We start from the raw sequence: 15,736 nt of genomic DNA on the forward strand, positions 1-15,736 counted from the left end.
TGGAAGGGGGGGGGGTGCCGCTTTGGTCGCGGCACGCAGAACAACCCCCCCACACCCCCGGCCCGGCCGGTGTTTGCGCGGGCGGGGGCCGGTGGTGTGTGCAGCGTGCAATCAGCGGACGGTGTGCACGATCAGAACGTCGCAGGTGGACTTGCGAGCGGCGTCCGACGGAACCGAACCCAACAGCCGGCCCGTCAACGAGTTCAGGCCGCGGTTGCCGACGACGAGCAGGTCACCCTTGACCTCGTCCACGAGTGCCAGCAGCGACTCGACGGGAGCACCGACGATCGCCTTCTCCTCGATGTTCTTCGCACCGGCCTTGGTGGCGTGCTCGCGCGCCGTGCGCAGAATCTCACGCGTCGGTGCCGATCCGGTGATCTGGTAGGCGTCCTCGCGCAATGCGTCGGCGGCAGCGGACGTGTCCTTCGGATCGGCCGGGTAGTACGCACAAGCGATCACCAGGGTGGCAGCGGCGTCTCCCGCCAACGCCGCGGCCTTCTCCACTGCCCGCAGTGACGATTCGGAGCCATCGGTCCCGACGACGACGGTGCGGTAGGCGCTCATTCATTCCTCCATTTGTCGGTCACACACAGATGTGACACTTCTGCTCGAACTCGATTGGTGCAAGTCACAGGACCGAAAAACGTGGTCCGGGGACTGATTCGCTGACATTAGCCGGAACCGGCCGATCGGCACGTGAACTTGGGGAACAACACGATCCGCGCCACTCACATACATTGGTTTCCATGCCGATTCCCCGCCCGCCACTGTCGAGACGGGCCATGACTGTCGGTGCCGCCGTGATTGCGGTTCTGGCTGTAGCCGCCCTCGCATTCGTACTCCTCCCCCAGGATTCGAGCGCCGACACATCCACGCGTGATGCGCGCATCACGCTACCGGACAGCCCCGGATCGACGGGCACCGTCGACATCGACGCTCGTCTGTACGTCCCCGCCGTCACCCCCGCACCGACGGTGCTGCTCGCCCATGGCTTCGGCGGCAGCAAGGACTCGGTCGACGGCGAGGCACGTGACCTCGCCGCCCGCGGGTACACCGTGCTCGCCTACAGTGCACGCGGGTTCGGCGACAGCACGGGTTCGATCTCGCTCAACGACCCCGACCGCGAGGTCGCCGACGCACGCGGACTCATCGACTGGCTCGCCGAACAACCGGAGGTGGAACTCGACGCCCCCGGTGACCCGCACGTCGGTGTCGCCGGCGGATCGTACGGCGGCGCACTGGCTCTGAGCGCAGGCGGCACCGACCCCCGGATCGATTCGATAGCCGCAGCGATCACCTGGAACGACCTGGGTCAGGCACTGTTCCCCAACTACGGCGTCACCTCCGCCGAGGGCCGAGAAGCCCTCGGCGACACCGCCACCCCCGCAGCTGCCGAATACGGCGGACCCGGCGTCCTCAAGCGCGGCTGGGCCGGAGTGTTCTTCGGAGTGGGCGCCTCCAGTGCAGCACCGGCCGGCGACGGAAACGGCAACGGCACCGGAACCGGAACCGACGGCAACGAAGCCGGCACCGCCGAGGAGACATCCGCCTGCGGACGGTTCGCACCCGAATTCTGCGACGCCTACGCCCAGTCCGCAGTGACCGGAATCCCCAGCCAACAGCTCCTCGATCTGCTCACGGCCCACTCGCCGGTCGCGGTGGCGTCGAACATCACCGCGCCGACCCTGCTGGTTCAGGGCAGCCAGGACACGCTGTTCGGTCTGGATCAGGCCGACGCGACGGCTCGTCAGATCGCGGCGGCCGGTGGGAACGTCACCGTGCGATGGTTCGACGGCGGTCACGACGCAGGTGGGACGGACGGCACGAGCGATCAGGCCATCGCCGACTTCTTCGACACGACCTTGCGTGAGAGCGATGCTGCTACAGACAGCCAGCCGTTCGTCTACTCCACTCAGCGGGCAGCCGACGAACGCGGCGGCGACCGCAACCGCCGAATGACGGCTCCTGACTACCCGGGGCTCAGCCCCGACTCCGACCCCACCGAGACTCGATCGGTGACGTTCACTCCCGCTGCGGAGAACCAGTCGATCATCCGTCCGCCCGGGGCGTCGCCGTCGGCGATCTCGTCGATACCCGGTTTGGGCTCGGTGCTCTCGACCCTGGGATCGACCGGGGCCGGAGCAGCCCTGACCGCGGACCTGCCGGGCCAGTCGGCAACGTTCACCAGCGAACCCGTCGATTCGTCCGTGACGGTCACCGGTGTGCCGCGGGTGAATCTGCGCGTGGCGTCGCTGGCCTCGCCGGGTCAAGCGGTCCTGTTCGCGAAGCTCTACGACGTCGCGCCGAACGGCACGAGAACGCTTCCGGGCGGGGCCGTCTCGGCGATCCGCCTGCCAGACACCGAGGGCATCGATCCCGTCGACGTCACCGTTGCCCTGCCTGGCATCAGCTACCTCGTCCAGCAGGGTCATCGCCTCGAACTGAGCATCTCCACCACCGATCAGGCGTATGCCGTGCCGCTCGAACCCGCACAGTTCAGCGTGGCCATGACCGACAACACCATTGCGTTGCCCACCGTCCCCGCGGAAGCGAGCGCGAACAGCACTGTTCCGGTGGCACCACTGATCGGCATCGGGGTCGTCCTGCTCGCGGTCGCCGGTGCGATCGTGGCCGGAGTCGTGCAGACCAGACGCCGCGCGGTCGCCGAAGTGGACGAGAGTCTGATCGACACCCCTCTGGTGATCACCGATCTGGCCAAGACGTACTCCAACGGTTTTCGGGCAGTCGACGGCGTCAGCTTCGAGGTGAAGCAGGGCCAGGTTCTGGGTCTGCTCGGGCCGAACGGTGCAGGCAAGACCACGACCCTGCGCATGTTGATGGGCCTGATCACTCCCACCGGTGGTGACATCAGGGTCTTCGGTCACAAGGTGACGCCAGGAGCACCGGTGCTGTCCAGGTTGGGCTCCTTCGTCGAGGGATCGGGCTTCCTGCCGCACCTGACCGGAACACAGAATCTGCGGCTGTACTGGGAAGCGACCGGTCGCCCGATCGAGGACGCCCATCTCGAGGAAGCCCTCGAGATCGCAGACCTCGGCACCGCGATCGAACGCAAGGTCAAGTCGTACAGCCAGGGCATGCGGCAACGGCTCGCCATCGCCCAGGCCATGCTGGGGTTGCCGGATCTGATGGTCCTGGACGAGCCGACCAACGGACTCGACCCACCGCAGATCAGGACGATGCGCGACGTGCTGATCAACTACGCGAAGACCGGACGAACCGTGTTGGTGTCGAGCCATCTCCTCGCCGAAGTGGAGCAGACCTGCACCCACGTGGTCGTCATGAATCGCGGATCGGTGATCAGTTCCGGCACTGTCCGCGAACTGACCGCGGCAGGCGGACAAACGGAGATCAGGGTCGACGACGCCACCCGCGCGCAGTCCGTGCTTGCTACCTCCGGCCACGACGGCGCAGTCGTCGTCGACGACGGCACGGTGACCGTCGACCTGACCGACGCGGATGCCGCCGTCGTGATCCGAGAGCTCGTCACCGCGGGGATCTCGGTGCGCGGATTCTCGCAATCGACGCGCCTCGAAGACGTGTTCCTAGACCTCGTCCACCGAGACACCCCAGGGTCTTCCACCAGCAAGGATCGTTCATGAGCACCACACACGCAGACGGGCGCGCTGCCGGATACACCGGCGGCAGCACCTTGCCGTTCCGTACCGAGTTGCGCAGGCAACTGGGACGTCGACGCACTCAGCTGGCGATCGGCTTCCTGGCGCTGCTGCCGGTAATTCTGGCCATTGCGTTCACAGTCGGCAGCTCGGATGCGGACTCGGACGCCGGTGGGCTGATCGAACTCGGCACTCGCGGAGGCATGAACTTCACGGTCTTCGCTCTGTTCATGTCCGTGGGATTTCTGCTGATCGTGGTGGTGGCCCTGTTCTTCGGCGACTCGGTGGCAAGCGAAGCCTCGTGGTCGAGTCTGCGATACCTGCTGGCCATTCCTGTGCCCCGGAGTCGACTGCTGACGCAGAAGGCATTGGTGTCGGCGACGCTGTCCAGTGCTGCGATTCTGGTGCTCGTCGGGGTGTCCCTGCTGATCGGCACCGTGATGTACGGCGCGGAGTCGCTGATCACCCCGCTGGGCGAGGGGCTGCCCTACGGCACCTCACTGGTTCGGCTACTGATCGCGGTCGCGTACATCGGCATCAACCTGCTGTGGGTCGCGGGCCTGGCGATGCTGCTGTCCGTGCTCACCGACGCCCCTCTCGGGGCCGTCGGCGGCGCGGTGATGACATCGATTCTGATGCAGATTCTCGACCAGATCACGGCACTGGGATCACTCCGCAACTACCTGCCCGGGCACTACGCCAATTCGTGGATCGATGCATTCGGCACGAGCATCGACTGGAACGACATGGTGGTCGGCTCGTTCTCGGCCGTCACGTACGCGGCACTGTTCGGGTTGATCGCGTGGCGACGTTTCGGCACCAAGGACATCACCAGCTGAGGCGGGCTACTTCTTCTTGATCGCGGGCCCGAACACACCATCCGGAATGACGCCCGCACCGACGATCGACTCGCGCCACGGCGTCGCGAGCGAGACCAGCCGCGCCGCACCGTCCTCGCCGAGCGCAGCCCACGGCGCGGCGGCGAGGTCGTTGGTGATGTCCTCGACCAACGTGCGGAGATCCTTTCCGTCCTGAGTCAGCGCGCCGTCGGACGAGAGCAGCTCACGGTCGGCCAGAGACGCAACGGCCCCGTCCCACTGCTCGGTCGACCATCCGCGACGCTTGCGGGCGAACTCCTTCTCGAAGCCGTAGCCGGTGGCGGTATGGGTGATGAGCGCTTCGAGACCGCTCAGTCCCGCCGTCTGCAGCGCCGCGAGGTGACCGTCGCCGCGGTATTCGCGGATCAGAGTCAGGGCGTGCCACAGCACGAGATGCGGAGCTGTCGGCCAGTCGAGCTCGGCATACGCGGCGTACAGGGGTCGGCCGTCGTCACCGGGAATGCCACGGGCTGCGATCGATGCCAGGTCTGCGGCCTCAGCCATGTCCGCGGACGTCAGGACCTCGGGCACGAGCAGTCGGGCGAAAGCGGCATCGAGCGTGTCGTACCGGATTGCCATGATCTCGTCGGGGGACGCGATGTCCCAGGCGGCCGGAATCAGCGGCGCGATCAGTTCACGATTGAAGTTGTAGAACGTGGCGGTGACGACACCTGCACCGACCCGCCCCAGAGGCGCTGCCCGGCCCGCGAAATAGCAGGCCCGCGGCGGCAACCCGGCGGCGACGAGAGCGTCCTGCGTCTCCGGAAGGAAATAGGTCATCGAGTGAATGAGCTCGAGCGCGCGAGAGGTGCGGCCGGCGGTGGTTGCGTCCATCGTTGAACCGTAACCGAACCTATTTGAGGCCGGCCGCATCCATCCCGCGCAGTTCTTTCTTCAGATCCTGGATCTCGTCGCGCAGTCGGCCGGCGAGCTCGAACTTGAGCTCGCGTGCCGCGTTCATCATCTGATCGGTCATGTTCTTGATCAGATCGGCCAGTTCGGCGCGCGGCATCGACGAGACGTCCTGGCCCTCGTACACCCCGGTGCTGACCGACCTGCCCGCCTCGCCCTGCGCTCGCCGGCCCCGGCTGGCGTTGCGACCGGACCCTCCGACTTCGACGACGGAATCGGTGTCCTCGGCTTCCTGGTAAACCTGGTCGAGGATGTCGGCGATCTTCTTGCGCAGCGGCTGAGGGTCGACGCCTCTTTCCTTGTTGTACGCGATCTGCTTCTCACGCCGACGCTCGGTTTCCTCGATCGCGTAGGTCATGGAATCGGTCATCTTGTCGGCGTACATGTGTACCTCGCCGGAGACGTTTCGGGCGGCACGACCGATGGTCTGGATGAGGCTGGTGCCGCTGCGGAGGAAGCCTTCCTTGTCTGCGTCGAGAATCGCCACCAGCGAGACTTCGGGCAGGTCGAGACCCTCACGGAGCAGGTTGATGCCCACCAGCACGTCGTACTCGCCGAGTCGGAGCTGCCGGAGCAGTTCGACGCGGCGCAGCGTATCGATGTCGGAGTGCAGGTAGCGGACACGAATGCCCAGTTCGAGCAGGTAGTCGGTCAGATCCTCCGACATCTTCTTGGTCAGCGTGGTCACCAGCACACGCTCGTCTTTCTCCGCGCGTTCTCGGATCTGATGGACCAGGTCGTCGATCTGGCCCTTGGTCGGTTTGATGACGACCTTGGGATCGACGAGTCCGGTCGGACGGATCACCTGCTCGACGAACTCTCCCCCGGTCTGCCCCAGCTCGTACTTGCCCGGAGTTGCCGAGAGGTAGACCGTTTGACCGATTCGCTGAGTGAACTCCTCCCACGTCAACGGTCGGTTGTCGGTCGCGGACGGCAGGCGGAAACCGAAGTCGACGAGGTTGCGCTTGCGGGACATATCGCCCTCGTACATCGCCCCGATCTGCGGAACCGTCACGTGAGACTCGTCGATGACGAGCAGAAAGTCCTCGGGAAAGTAATCGATCAACGTTGCAGGCGCGGTACCTGCACCGCGTCCGTCGATGTGCCGCGAGTAGTTCTCGATACCCGAGCAGAATCCGACTTGCTTAATCATCTCCAGGTCGTATTGCGTCCGCATCCGCAGCCGCTGCGCCTCGAGCAGCTTTCCCTTGCCCTCCAGCTCGGCGAGCCGACCTTCGAGTTCGGCTTCGATGTCCTTGACGGCTCGTTCCATCCGCTCCGGCCCGGCAACGTAGTGCGTGGCCGGGAAGATGCGCACCGAATCGACCTGCCGAACGATGTCGCCGGTCAGCGGATGGAGGTAGTACAGCGCTTCGATCTCGTCGCCGAAGAACTCGATGCGAATCGCCAGTTCCTCGTAGGACGGAATGATCTCGACCGTGTCACCGCGAACTCGGAACGATCCGCGGGTGAAGGCCATGTCGTTGCGGGTGTACTGCACGTCCACGAGCAACCGGAGCAGCGCGTCACGCTGCACTTCGACGTTGACCTCCAGCTCGATCGACCGATCGACGTACGACTGCGGAGTACCGAGACCATAGATGCACGACACCGACGCCACCACGACCACGTCGCGGCGCGAGAGCAGAGATGCAGTCGCCGAGTGCCGCAGACGCTCGACATCGTCGTTGATCGACGAGTCCTTCTCGATGTAGGTGTCGGTCTGCGCGATGTACGCCTCGGGCTGGTAGTAGTCGTAGTACGAGACGAAGTATTCGACTGCGTTGTTGGGCAACATGTCTCGCAGCTCGTTCGCCAACTGCGCCGCCAAGGTCTTGTTCGGTGCCATCACCAGAGTGGGGCGCTGCAGCTTCTCGATCAGCCAGGCAGTGGTGGCCGACTTACCGGTACCGGTGGCACCGAGCAACACGATGTCCTTCTCGTCCGCCTTGATCCGCCGTTCCAGCTCGGCGATGGCGGTCGGCTGATCGCCTGCCGGCGTGTGTTCGCTGACGACCTCGAACGCCGGTCCGGTGCGCTCGATTGCGCCCACCGGACGGTGCTCGGAGTGCGCGACAACGGGATGTTCGGATGCAAACGCCATTTCACAAGCGTAGACGCGACCACCGACAAGTTCCGTCGGGCAGACCCCGGACGTCGGTTCCCGGTAGCTTCTACAGGCATGGTCGCTCACACGTCAGCCGGTGCGCACACCGTCGTTCATGCCCCCAAGCACGAGACGTTCGACCTCGTCGCCAAGACGAACGTGGATCCCAAGGGGTTCGTCCGGGTCGTCGACGAATACCGCGTCGAGCCGTGGGGGCTGTACATGGCCCGCCCGTCCGATCACGCCCACTTCGACTACCTGGAGTCCTGGTTGCTGCCCGCTCTGGGGCTACGGGCCTCGGTGTTCCACTATCTGCCCGCGCACGCCCGCGATCAGGACTACTACGTCGACATCGGCGAGTACACCGCCGGCACCACTCGATGGACATCCGTCGACCACTATCTCGACCTCAGCGTGCGTACCGGCCGCGATTACGACCTGCTCGACGTCGACGAGTTGTTCGACGCTCGGGTGGCGCACCATCTCGACACCCCCACGGCCGAACTCGCGCTGGCCAGATCGATCACGGCCATCGAAGGACTGACGCGGCACGACTACGACCTGAACGCGTGGCTCGCATCCCTCGGAATGCCGACCGAGTGGAACGGCAAGCCGTCCTGACTCGGTCGGCCCCGATTCACGCGGTCCAGTCGGTCTGCTCCGCCCACTGCCATGCCCGACGGTATGCCACGTCGAACCATGGGGCTTTCGCGTTCTCGTAGGCCTCGATGGCCGATCCGAAGTCGGTGATTCCGGCAGCGGCCTCGGAGGCGCGTCGCTTGATTCCGGCGTACTCGGTGGTGATGTTGTCGTCCGCTCGCAGCCAGTCCCGGAACAGCAGGGCGAACGTCTGATTCGGCCAGCCGTCGACCCGGATATGTACGTTCGCCGGCCGGCCGGGGTCTGCGCTGCCGTGAAAACGCTTGGCCCACACGGCAGGATCGGCTTCTCCGCCGATTCCGTATGCGGGCTTGGGATGGTCGAAGTTGCTGGCCTCTCGCCGAGGGAACCCTGCCACGCGCAGCTGCTCGGCGACGGCATCGGCGTCGTCGAGGCTGCGAACCGTGATCTGAATGTCGATGACATCCTTCGCGTCGAGACCGGGCACCGCGGTGGAGCCGATGTGGTCGATTCGGACCGCTTTATCCGCGCAGGCAAGGGCCAGGCGCGAGATGATGCGTCGGGCCTGCGATTCCCACGTGGGGTCGGCTGTCACCTGTTCCGGATGAACGCGCGCGATGATCCCCTCCCTGATGTTGCGCTCGAAGGGAATCAGACGTTCGCTCCACAGGGCTCGGACGACGTCGTCGACGCTGCCCGGCGCACCGGTGTTGTCGATCCACACGTCTGCTGCGGCGCGGCGCGCATCATCGGTTGCCTGTGCTGCGATCCGCGCGCGAGCGTCGGCCTCGGGCATGCCTCGCTGTCCCGTAAGACGACGCACCCGTTCCTCGGCGTCGACCCACACGATGACCACGAGGTGAAAGAACGGGCCCATCGATCCCTCGACGAGGAGCGGAATGTCCTGCACCACTATGGCATCCGGCGCTGCACCGTCGATGATCGCGGCGGTGCGCTCGCCGACCAACGGATGAACGATGGCGTTGAGCTTCTTGCGGGATTCTTCGTCGCCGAATGCCTTGGCCGCCAATGCCGGACGGTCGAGTGAGCCGTCGGGTGCGAGAATGTCGGCTCCGAAGGTGTCCGTCAGTCGTTGCAGCCCAGGCGTTCCCGGCTCGACGACTTCACGGGCAAGCACATCGGAGTCGACGAGCACTCCCCCGAGTTCGGTCAGCACCTTGGCAACGGTCGATTTTCCGGCACCTATTCCACCGGTCAGTCCCAGTCTCAGCATGCACCCAGTCTGACACTCGAACACGCCGAATCACACCAGCCTCAAATGCACCGTTTTCGGAGGTGGGTCGGTTATCTTCGACGAGCGCGACCTCGATGTGCCGACCCACAGCTATTGAAAAGGACACCCATGCGAAGCAATCAGATCCAACCGGGTCGGCACCGCCTCGGCATGGATGCAGGCGTTCATTGCATTCTCATCCCGGAAGTAGCCTCGGCGTTGGCCGACCATCGGCGTAACTGGTTCACCAACCTCCTGACCCCCGCCCGCCACAGCTTCGCCAGCATGCGCAAGCGCACGGAGAGCGTCGGCCAGTGGAGTCCAGCCACCGCCGCGTAGTTCGCACTCCCCCTCACACATGGGCCCGGTTCATCGGAACCGGGTCCATTGTCGTGTCCGCAGCTTCTCTGCTCCCCTGATTCGAAACGAGAAAGCCCCGGTTCTCACGTGGAGAACCGGGGCTCGGTGTCACACCCTCACGGGTGGACCACTTCTATCAGGCGTTGCCCGACAGCTTCTCGCGAAGTGCAGCGAGCTGCGCATCGCTGGCCAGCGAACCACCGGTCGAGGCCGGAGCCGACGCTGCGGGAGCGTCGCCTTCTGCATCGGCGGGGGCCTGACCCGACTCGGAGGAGTAGTTGGTGTTGGCGGCTTCGGCAGCTTCGTCCTTGGCCGTCTTCTCCATCTGAGCGGTGTGCATCTTGTGGCGACGCTCCGCCTCGGCGTAGCGACCTTCCCACTCTTCACGCTGCTTCTCGTAACCTTCGAGCCATTCGTTGGTCTCGGAGTCGAAGCCCTCGGGGAAGATGTAGTTGCCACCCTCGTCGTACGAGTCGGCCATGCCGTACTTGGACGGATCGAACTCTTCTGCGTAGTCCTCGTTGGCCTGCTTGAGGCTCAACGAAATCCGGCGACGCTCGAGATCGATGTCGATGACCTTGACGAGTGCGTCGTCGCCGACACCCACGACCTGGTCCGGAACCTCCACGTGGCGCTCGGCCAGCTCGGAGATGTGCACGAGGCCCTCGATGCCCTCTTCGACGCGCACGAATGCACCGAAGGGAACGAGCTTGGTGACCTTGCCGGGCACGATCTGGCCGATCGCGTGGGTGCGAGCGAACTGGCGCCACGGATCTTCCTGAGTTGCCTTGAGCGACAGCGAAACACGCTCGCGGTCCAGGTCGACGTCGAGAACCTCGACGGTGACCTCGGTGCCGACCTCGACAACCTCGGACGGGTGATCGATGTGCTTCCAGGACAGCTCGGAGACGTGCACGAGTCCGTCGACGCCACCCAGGTCCACGAAGGCACCGAAGTTGACGATGGAGGACACGACGCCCTTGCGGACCTGGCCCTTCTGGAGCTGGTGCAGGAATTCGCTGCGGACCTCGGACTGGGTCTGCTCGAGCCATGCGCGGCGCGACAGAACCACGTTGTTGCGGTTCTTGTCGAGCTCGATGATCTTGGCCTCGATCTCCTTGCCGACGTACGGCTGGAGGTCGCGGACGCGACGCATCTCGACGAGCGAGGCGGGAAGGAAGCCACGAAGACCGATGTCCAGGATGAGTCCACCCTTGACGACCTCGATGACGGTGCCCTTGACGGCCTCGTCCTTCTCCTTGAGCTCCTCGATCGTGCCCCAAGCGCGCTCGTACTGAGCTCGCTTCTTGGACAGGATCAGACGGCCTTCCTTGTCCTCCTTGGTGAGGACGAGTGCTTCGATCTCATCTCCCACGGAGACGACCTCGTTGGGGTCGACGTCGTGCTTGATGGAGAGCTCGCGGGAAGGAATGACGCCTTCGGTCTTGTAACCGATGTCGAGTAGAACCTCGTCGCGATCGACCTTGACGATGGTGCCCTCGACGATGTCACCATCGTTGAAGTACTTGATCGTGGCGTCGATGGCGGCGAGAAAATCCTCTGCGGAGCCGATATCGTTGACGGCTACCTGCGGTGAGGTTGTGGTTGAGGGCATGTGTTGAGTTGCTCCGGACGGGTTGGGTATCGGTTGATGGATGTTCGGTCGGACTTGGTGAAACGTGTGCAACACGAGCATCTTCGGCGAATCCGTTGCCGGATCCGTGTGCGCCGAGGTCGAGGGAACCCGACCTGGGCGCAGCATGAACACACTCGCGTTGAACAGGGTACGCGATGCCGCAGTACCAGCACAAACCCGGTTAGAGTCGGCGTGTGACCGATCTTTCCACACCGTCGTCCACTCCCGGCCGCGGCCGAATCGATTCGGTCGCGAGTGACCGCGCGAGTCGTCTCTGGTGGGATTCCGACGCCGAGAGCTACCACCGTACGCACGGCGCGTTTCTCGGAGTGTCGACCGAGTCCGGGGAGTTCGTCTGGTGCCCGGAGGGGCTGCACGAGGGCGACGTGCATCTGCTGGGCGACGTCGCGGGCAAGGACGTCCTCGAAGTGGGCTGCGGCAGTGCACCGTGCGCCCGCTGGCTCGGAACCCAGGGTGCGCGCGCGATCGGCCTCGACATCTCGATGGGCATGTTGCAGCGCGGCGTCGATGCAATGACCGCGGGCGGGTCGACGGTTCCGCTGGTGCAGGCCAGTGCCGAGTCCTTGCCGTTTGCCGACGAACGGTTCGACATCGTCTGCTCGGCCTTCGGTGCGGTGCCGTTCGTCGCGGACTCGGCCAATGTGATGAAGGAAGTCGCGCGGGTACTCCGGCCGGGCGGGATCTGGGTGTTCGCCGTCAACCATCCGATGCGCTGGGTGTTTCCGGACGATCCCGGGGTCGGCGGTCTGACCGCGACGATTCCGTACTTCGATCGAACCCCGTACGTCGAATACGACGCCGACGGGACTCCCAACTACGTGGAGCATCACCGCACGATCGGTGACCGCGTGCGCGAACTGGTCGCCGCAGGTCTCGAGGTGCGCGACATCGTCGAACCGGACTGGCCGGAATGGCTCGACCGCGAGTGGGGACAGTGGAGCCCACTGCGCGGCCAGCTCTTTCCGGGCACCGCGATCTTCAGCAGCCGCAAACCGCACTGACGGAGTCCGCCGCGATCAGCGCCGGTGCACCCGGGCTTCCACGGCCTCGGTGAATGCGCTGGTCGACGCCTGCCCACCGAGGTCGGCTGTCGCGACCCCGGATTCGACCGTGGCGTCGACGGCGTCACGGATCCGGCCGGCGGCCGCGGCCAGCCGATCGTCCCTGTGCCGCGGGGCGAGCCACTCGAGCAGCATTGCAGCGGACAGGAAGAGTGCCGTCGGATTGGCCCGGTTCTTCCCTGCGATGTCCGGGGCCGATCCGTGCGAGGCCTGCGCCATCGCCTGGGTTTCCGAGGAATTGATCGACGGCGCGGTGCCCAACGAACCGGACAGCTCACCCGTCAGATCCGACAGAATGTCACCGAACATGTTCTCGGCCACGATGACGTCGTAGTCCTCGCCCCGCCGAACCAGGTGCGCCGCGAGCGCGTCGACGTGCTCCTCGGTTACCTGGACGTGCGGAAATTGCTCGCTCACGGCGCGGCACGCATCGCGGAACAGCCCCGTTGTCATGGACAGCACGTTGGTCTTGTGCACGATGGTCAGTTTCCTACTGCGTCGCTCAGCCAGCGAGAATGCCTCACGTGCAATGCGTTCGCAGGCCGCACGCGTGAACACTCCGACGGCCAACGCCACATCGGGAGTGGGCATGAACTCCCCGCTGCCGATGAACATGTTGCGATCGGCGTAAAACCCCTCGGTGTTCTCCCGCACGACCACCAGATCCATCCGCGGAGACACCGCCCGTACGCCGGGCAGTGCCTTCGCCGGCCGGATGTTGGCAAACAGGTCGAATTTCTTGCGAATCCGTCCGCCTGGAGTCAGTTCGGATCGGAACGGCTCCGGATACGACGCGCTGTCGTGCGGTCCCAGAATCCAGCTTTCGAGCTCACCCAATTCGTCCAGCGTGCTCCTGGGTATCGGCGTTCCGTGGTGGTCGATGGCGTCCATGCCCAGAGGGAGGCGCACCCAGTCGACGGCCGGTCCGCCGATGGACGCCAGGGCCGCGTCGACCACCCGGATCGTCGCGGGCACGATCTCGTGGCCTATCCCGTCGCCGGTCATGGCCCCGATCCTGAGCGTCGTCGTGTTCCGGCCGTCCGTCTGCGACATCATGGGCTCCATGGTGCAGTCCGCTGAACTACTACTCGACTCCGGCCTCGACGCAGCGGTGCGCCGCGAGTGGGCGGCGCTGTCCGAGGCCGGGCTCCCGAGTCAGAACCGCCACCGCGGTGAGTCGAATCGCCCGCACGTCACCGTCGCAGTGGCGTCGTCGATGCCGGCCGCGGTGGACGACGGCGATGCGGTCCGCTTCGATCCGTTCGATGTGCGCCTGGGCGGGCTCGTCGTGTTCGGCGGTCGAACGATCACCCTGGCGCGACTGGTCGTTCCGTCGAGCGAGTTGCTCGATCTGCACGCCCGGATGCACGAGGCGGTGGGCGAACATTCGCTCGACCACCTCGAACCCGGCCGATGGACGCCGCACGTAACGGTGGCTCGACGGTTGACGCCCGAGGAGGCAGGAGCGGCGGTGCGCCTGCTCTCGGCGGACATCGACGATCTGGTGGGATCTGCGGTGGCGCTGCGCCGATGGGACGGCGAGGCCAAGCGCGAATGGCGGATCGGCTGACCCGGGGCACTCTAGAACCGGAAGTCGCCGAACTGGGTCACCTCCGCGTGGGTATCGGGAGCGAAGCCTGCGAGCACGACGGCGTCGAGGGCCAGGAACAGCAGCACAACTACCAATACAATTGTCATGCCGCAAGCTTCCAACCTGCGAAGAATGCGCACGAGTGGCAGTAAAGCCATATATCGACGACTTTCTGCCATACTTCTTTTCATGCTGAAACGAGTGGTTGTCGCGCTGATGCCGTTGACCGAACAGTTCGAGCTGGGCGTCGCCTGCGAGGTGTTCGGATTCGATCGCTCGGACGAGGGCCTACCCACCTACGACTTCTCTCTGATCGCAGGTGTCCCCCAACCGATCCGCACCCGCGTCGGTTACACCATCGACGTCCCTCACGATCTCGACAGTCTCGACAGCGCCGATCTGATCATCATTCCGGCCGGCGGCACCGAAGCCGCCGAGGACGGTACATACGTCTGCGGAGCTGGATACAACTCGTCCATCGAGCCACTACTGGCCAAACTTCGCGCGGCCGTCGACAGGGGTGCCATGGTCGCCAGCCTGTGCAACGGCGCGTTCGTACTGGGCAAGGCCGGACTGCTCGACGGCCGCCCCTGTACGACGCATTGGCGGCACTCCGCTTTGCTGGCCGCGAAATATCCACTCGCGCAGGTCGATCCGAACGTCCTCTACGTCGACGACGGAAACGTGCTGACAAGCGCGGGCACGGCGGCCGGAATCGACCTGTGCCTGCACATCGTGCGCAAGTACCAGGGCAGCGTCGTGGCCAACGGGATCGCTCGCCGGATGGTCGTTCCTCCGCATCGTGACGGCGGCCAGGCTCAATTCGTCACCAGTCCCCTGCCCGCCACTCGTACCGAGACACTGGCTCCGCTGCTGGACTGGATGACCGAGAACCTCGACTCCGAGCTGACCATCGGTCGACTGGCGGCGAGGGTGAACATGTCGGCGCGAACCTTCGCCCGCAAGTTCGCGGCCGAAACCGGAACCACGCCCGCGCGCTGGCTCAACGACCAACGAGTACTGGCGGCGCAGCAGCTGTTGGAGAACTCGGATCTGCCGATGGATTCGATCGCCGAGGTGGTCGGTTTCGGAAATGCGGCAGCCCTGCGGCAGCATTTCGTGAGGTTGCGATGCACCACGCCGAATGCGTATCGCCGCACGTTCCGTGCCGCACCCCAGCCCGCCTGACGCAGTCGCTCCGACCCGGCCGGGATGATTCCGGTGAGTACCTGCGTTGGGACACTCCAGAAGCGCAATCAATCGAAAGGGACCGCGTGGCCACTCAGACTTTGACCCAGCAGAATTTCGACGAGATCGTGACGAACAACGACGTGGTGTTGGTCGATTTCTGGGCGTCCTGGTGCGGACCGTGCCGCCAGTTCGCGCCGACGTTCGAGAAGTCGTCCGACGCGCACCCCGACGTGGTGCACGCCAAGGTGGACACCGAGACCGAGCAGGGACTTGCTGCCGCGGCGCAGATCCAGTCGATCCCGACGATCATGGCGTTCCGCGAAGGAATTCTGGTGTACGCACAGCCCGGTGCACTGCCTGCGCCGGCGCTCGAGGACCTCGTCGGTCAGATCAAGGCACTCGACATGGACGTCGTGCGCCAGCAGATCGCCGAGCAGGCTCCCGCGGCGGAGTAGTTTCTCGCCGCTGCACACGACGCGAAGGGCCGCT

At 65.1% G+C, this 15,736-nt stretch carries 14 protein-coding genes; 8 read left to right on the plus strand and 6 right to left on the minus strand.

All coding sequences use genetic code 11. The annotated features are described in order from the left end of the window. Positions 1-111 precede the first annotated feature (111 nt). A complete protein-coding gene (locus R3P95_RS13345) occupies positions 112-564 on the minus strand; it encodes a universal stress protein (protein WP_068050983.1) in 453 nt (150 codons plus the stop codon). A gap of 182 nt (positions 565-746) precedes the next feature. On the opposite strand from R3P95_RS13345, the gene R3P95_RS13350 reads away from it, so the two are divergent. Together R3P95_RS13350 and R3P95_RS13355 are read left to right on the plus strand one after the other, a co-directional pair. Beyond that, positions 747-3,620: an alpha/beta fold hydrolase gene (locus R3P95_RS13350; RefSeq protein WP_317548565.1), complete on the plus strand. Its 2,874-nt coding sequence runs from the start codon at positions 747-749 to the stop codon at positions 3,618-3,620. After that, positions 3,617-4,474 (plus strand): ABC transporter permease, encoded by an 858-nt coding sequence (locus R3P95_RS13355; protein ID WP_269593963.1) that lies wholly within the window; start codon positions 3,617-3,619, stop codon positions 4,472-4,474. Before R3P95_RS13350 ends, R3P95_RS13355 begins: the two co-directional genes overlap by 4 nt. A gap of 6 nt (positions 4,475-4,480) precedes the next feature. Here the strand turns inward: R3P95_RS13355 and R3P95_RS13360 are convergent, their stop codons facing one another. Together R3P95_RS13360 and uvrB are read right to left on the minus strand one after the other, a co-directional pair. After that, positions 4,481-5,347 (minus strand): SCO6745 family protein, encoded by an 867-nt coding sequence (locus tag R3P95_RS13360; protein ID WP_317548566.1) that lies wholly within the window; start codon positions 5,345-5,347, stop codon positions 4,481-4,483. A gap of 19 nt (positions 5,348-5,366) precedes the next feature. Further along, positions 5,367-7,529, minus strand: coding sequence for an excinuclease ABC subunit UvrB (gene uvrB / locus R3P95_RS13365; RefSeq protein WP_128645895.1), 2,163 nt, complete (start codon positions 7,527-7,529; stop codon positions 5,367-5,369). Positions 7,530-7,607: 78 nt separating this feature from the next. Here uvrB and R3P95_RS13370 point away from each other — a divergent pair, with 78 nt between their 5' ends. Beyond that, entirely contained in the window at positions 7,608-8,153 is a 546-nt protein-coding gene (locus tag R3P95_RS13370; RefSeq protein WP_269593961.1) for a DUF402 domain-containing protein, read from the plus strand. Between the two features lie 16 nt (positions 8,154-8,169). Here the strand turns inward: R3P95_RS13370 and coaE are convergent, their stop codons facing one another. Then, entirely contained in the window at positions 8,170-9,387 is a 1,218-nt protein-coding gene (gene coaE, locus R3P95_RS13375) for a dephospho-CoA kinase (RefSeq protein WP_317548567.1), read from the minus strand. 129 nt (positions 9,388-9,516) lie between these two features. Here coaE and R3P95_RS13380 point away from each other — a divergent pair, with 129 nt between their 5' ends. Continuing rightward, positions 9,517-9,726 carry a hypothetical protein gene (locus R3P95_RS13380; RefSeq protein WP_068050934.1) on the plus strand — a complete coding sequence of 70 codons (210 nt, stop codon included), beginning with the start codon at positions 9,517-9,519 and terminating at the stop codon, positions 9,724-9,726. A 157-nt stretch (positions 9,727-9,883) separates the two neighbouring features. Here R3P95_RS13380 and rpsA read toward each other — a convergent pair whose 3' ends face one another. Beyond that, positions 9,884-11,362 (minus strand): 30S ribosomal protein S1, encoded by a 1,479-nt coding sequence (rpsA, locus tag R3P95_RS13385; protein ID WP_027497255.1) that lies wholly within the window; start codon positions 11,360-11,362, stop codon positions 9,884-9,886. Positions 11,363-11,577: 215 nt separating this feature from the next. Here rpsA and R3P95_RS13390 point away from each other — a divergent pair, with 215 nt between their 5' ends. Beyond that, a complete protein-coding gene (locus R3P95_RS13390) occupies positions 11,578-12,405 on the plus strand; it encodes a class I SAM-dependent methyltransferase (RefSeq protein WP_269593959.1) in 828 nt (275 codons plus the stop codon). Between the two features lie 15 nt (positions 12,406-12,420). Here the strand turns inward: R3P95_RS13390 and R3P95_RS13395 are convergent, their stop codons facing one another. Then, positions 12,421-13,518 carry an isocitrate/isopropylmalate dehydrogenase family protein gene (locus R3P95_RS13395; protein WP_317548772.1) on the minus strand — a complete coding sequence of 366 codons (1,098 nt, stop codon included), beginning with the start codon at positions 13,516-13,518 and terminating at the stop codon, positions 12,421-12,423. 10 nt (positions 13,519-13,528) lie between these two features. Here R3P95_RS13395 and R3P95_RS13400 point away from each other — a divergent pair, with 10 nt between their 5' ends. The 3 genes from R3P95_RS13400 (at position 13,529) to trxA (ending at position 15,702) form a co-directional block, all read left to right on the plus strand. Continuing rightward, positions 13,529-14,035, plus strand: coding sequence for a 2'-5' RNA ligase family protein (locus tag R3P95_RS13400; RefSeq protein WP_300522982.1), 507 nt, complete (start codon positions 13,529-13,531; stop codon positions 14,033-14,035). A gap of 210 nt (positions 14,036-14,245) precedes the next feature. Next, positions 14,246-15,244, plus strand: coding sequence for a GlxA family transcriptional regulator (locus tag R3P95_RS13405; RefSeq protein ID WP_317548568.1), 999 nt, complete (start codon positions 14,246-14,248; stop codon positions 15,242-15,244). Positions 15,245-15,330: 86 nt separating this feature from the next. Further along, positions 15,331-15,702 carry a thioredoxin gene (gene trxA, locus R3P95_RS13410; protein WP_317548569.1) on the plus strand — a complete coding sequence of 124 codons (372 nt, stop codon included), beginning with the start codon at positions 15,331-15,333 and terminating at the stop codon, positions 15,700-15,702. Positions 15,703-15,736: the final 34 nt, after the last annotated feature.

Origin of the sequence: Rhodococcus cercidiphylli, from assembly GCF_033042225.1 — a bacterium.
Classification (GTDB): domain Bacteria; phylum Actinomycetota; class Actinomycetes; order Mycobacteriales; family Mycobacteriaceae; genus Rhodococcoides.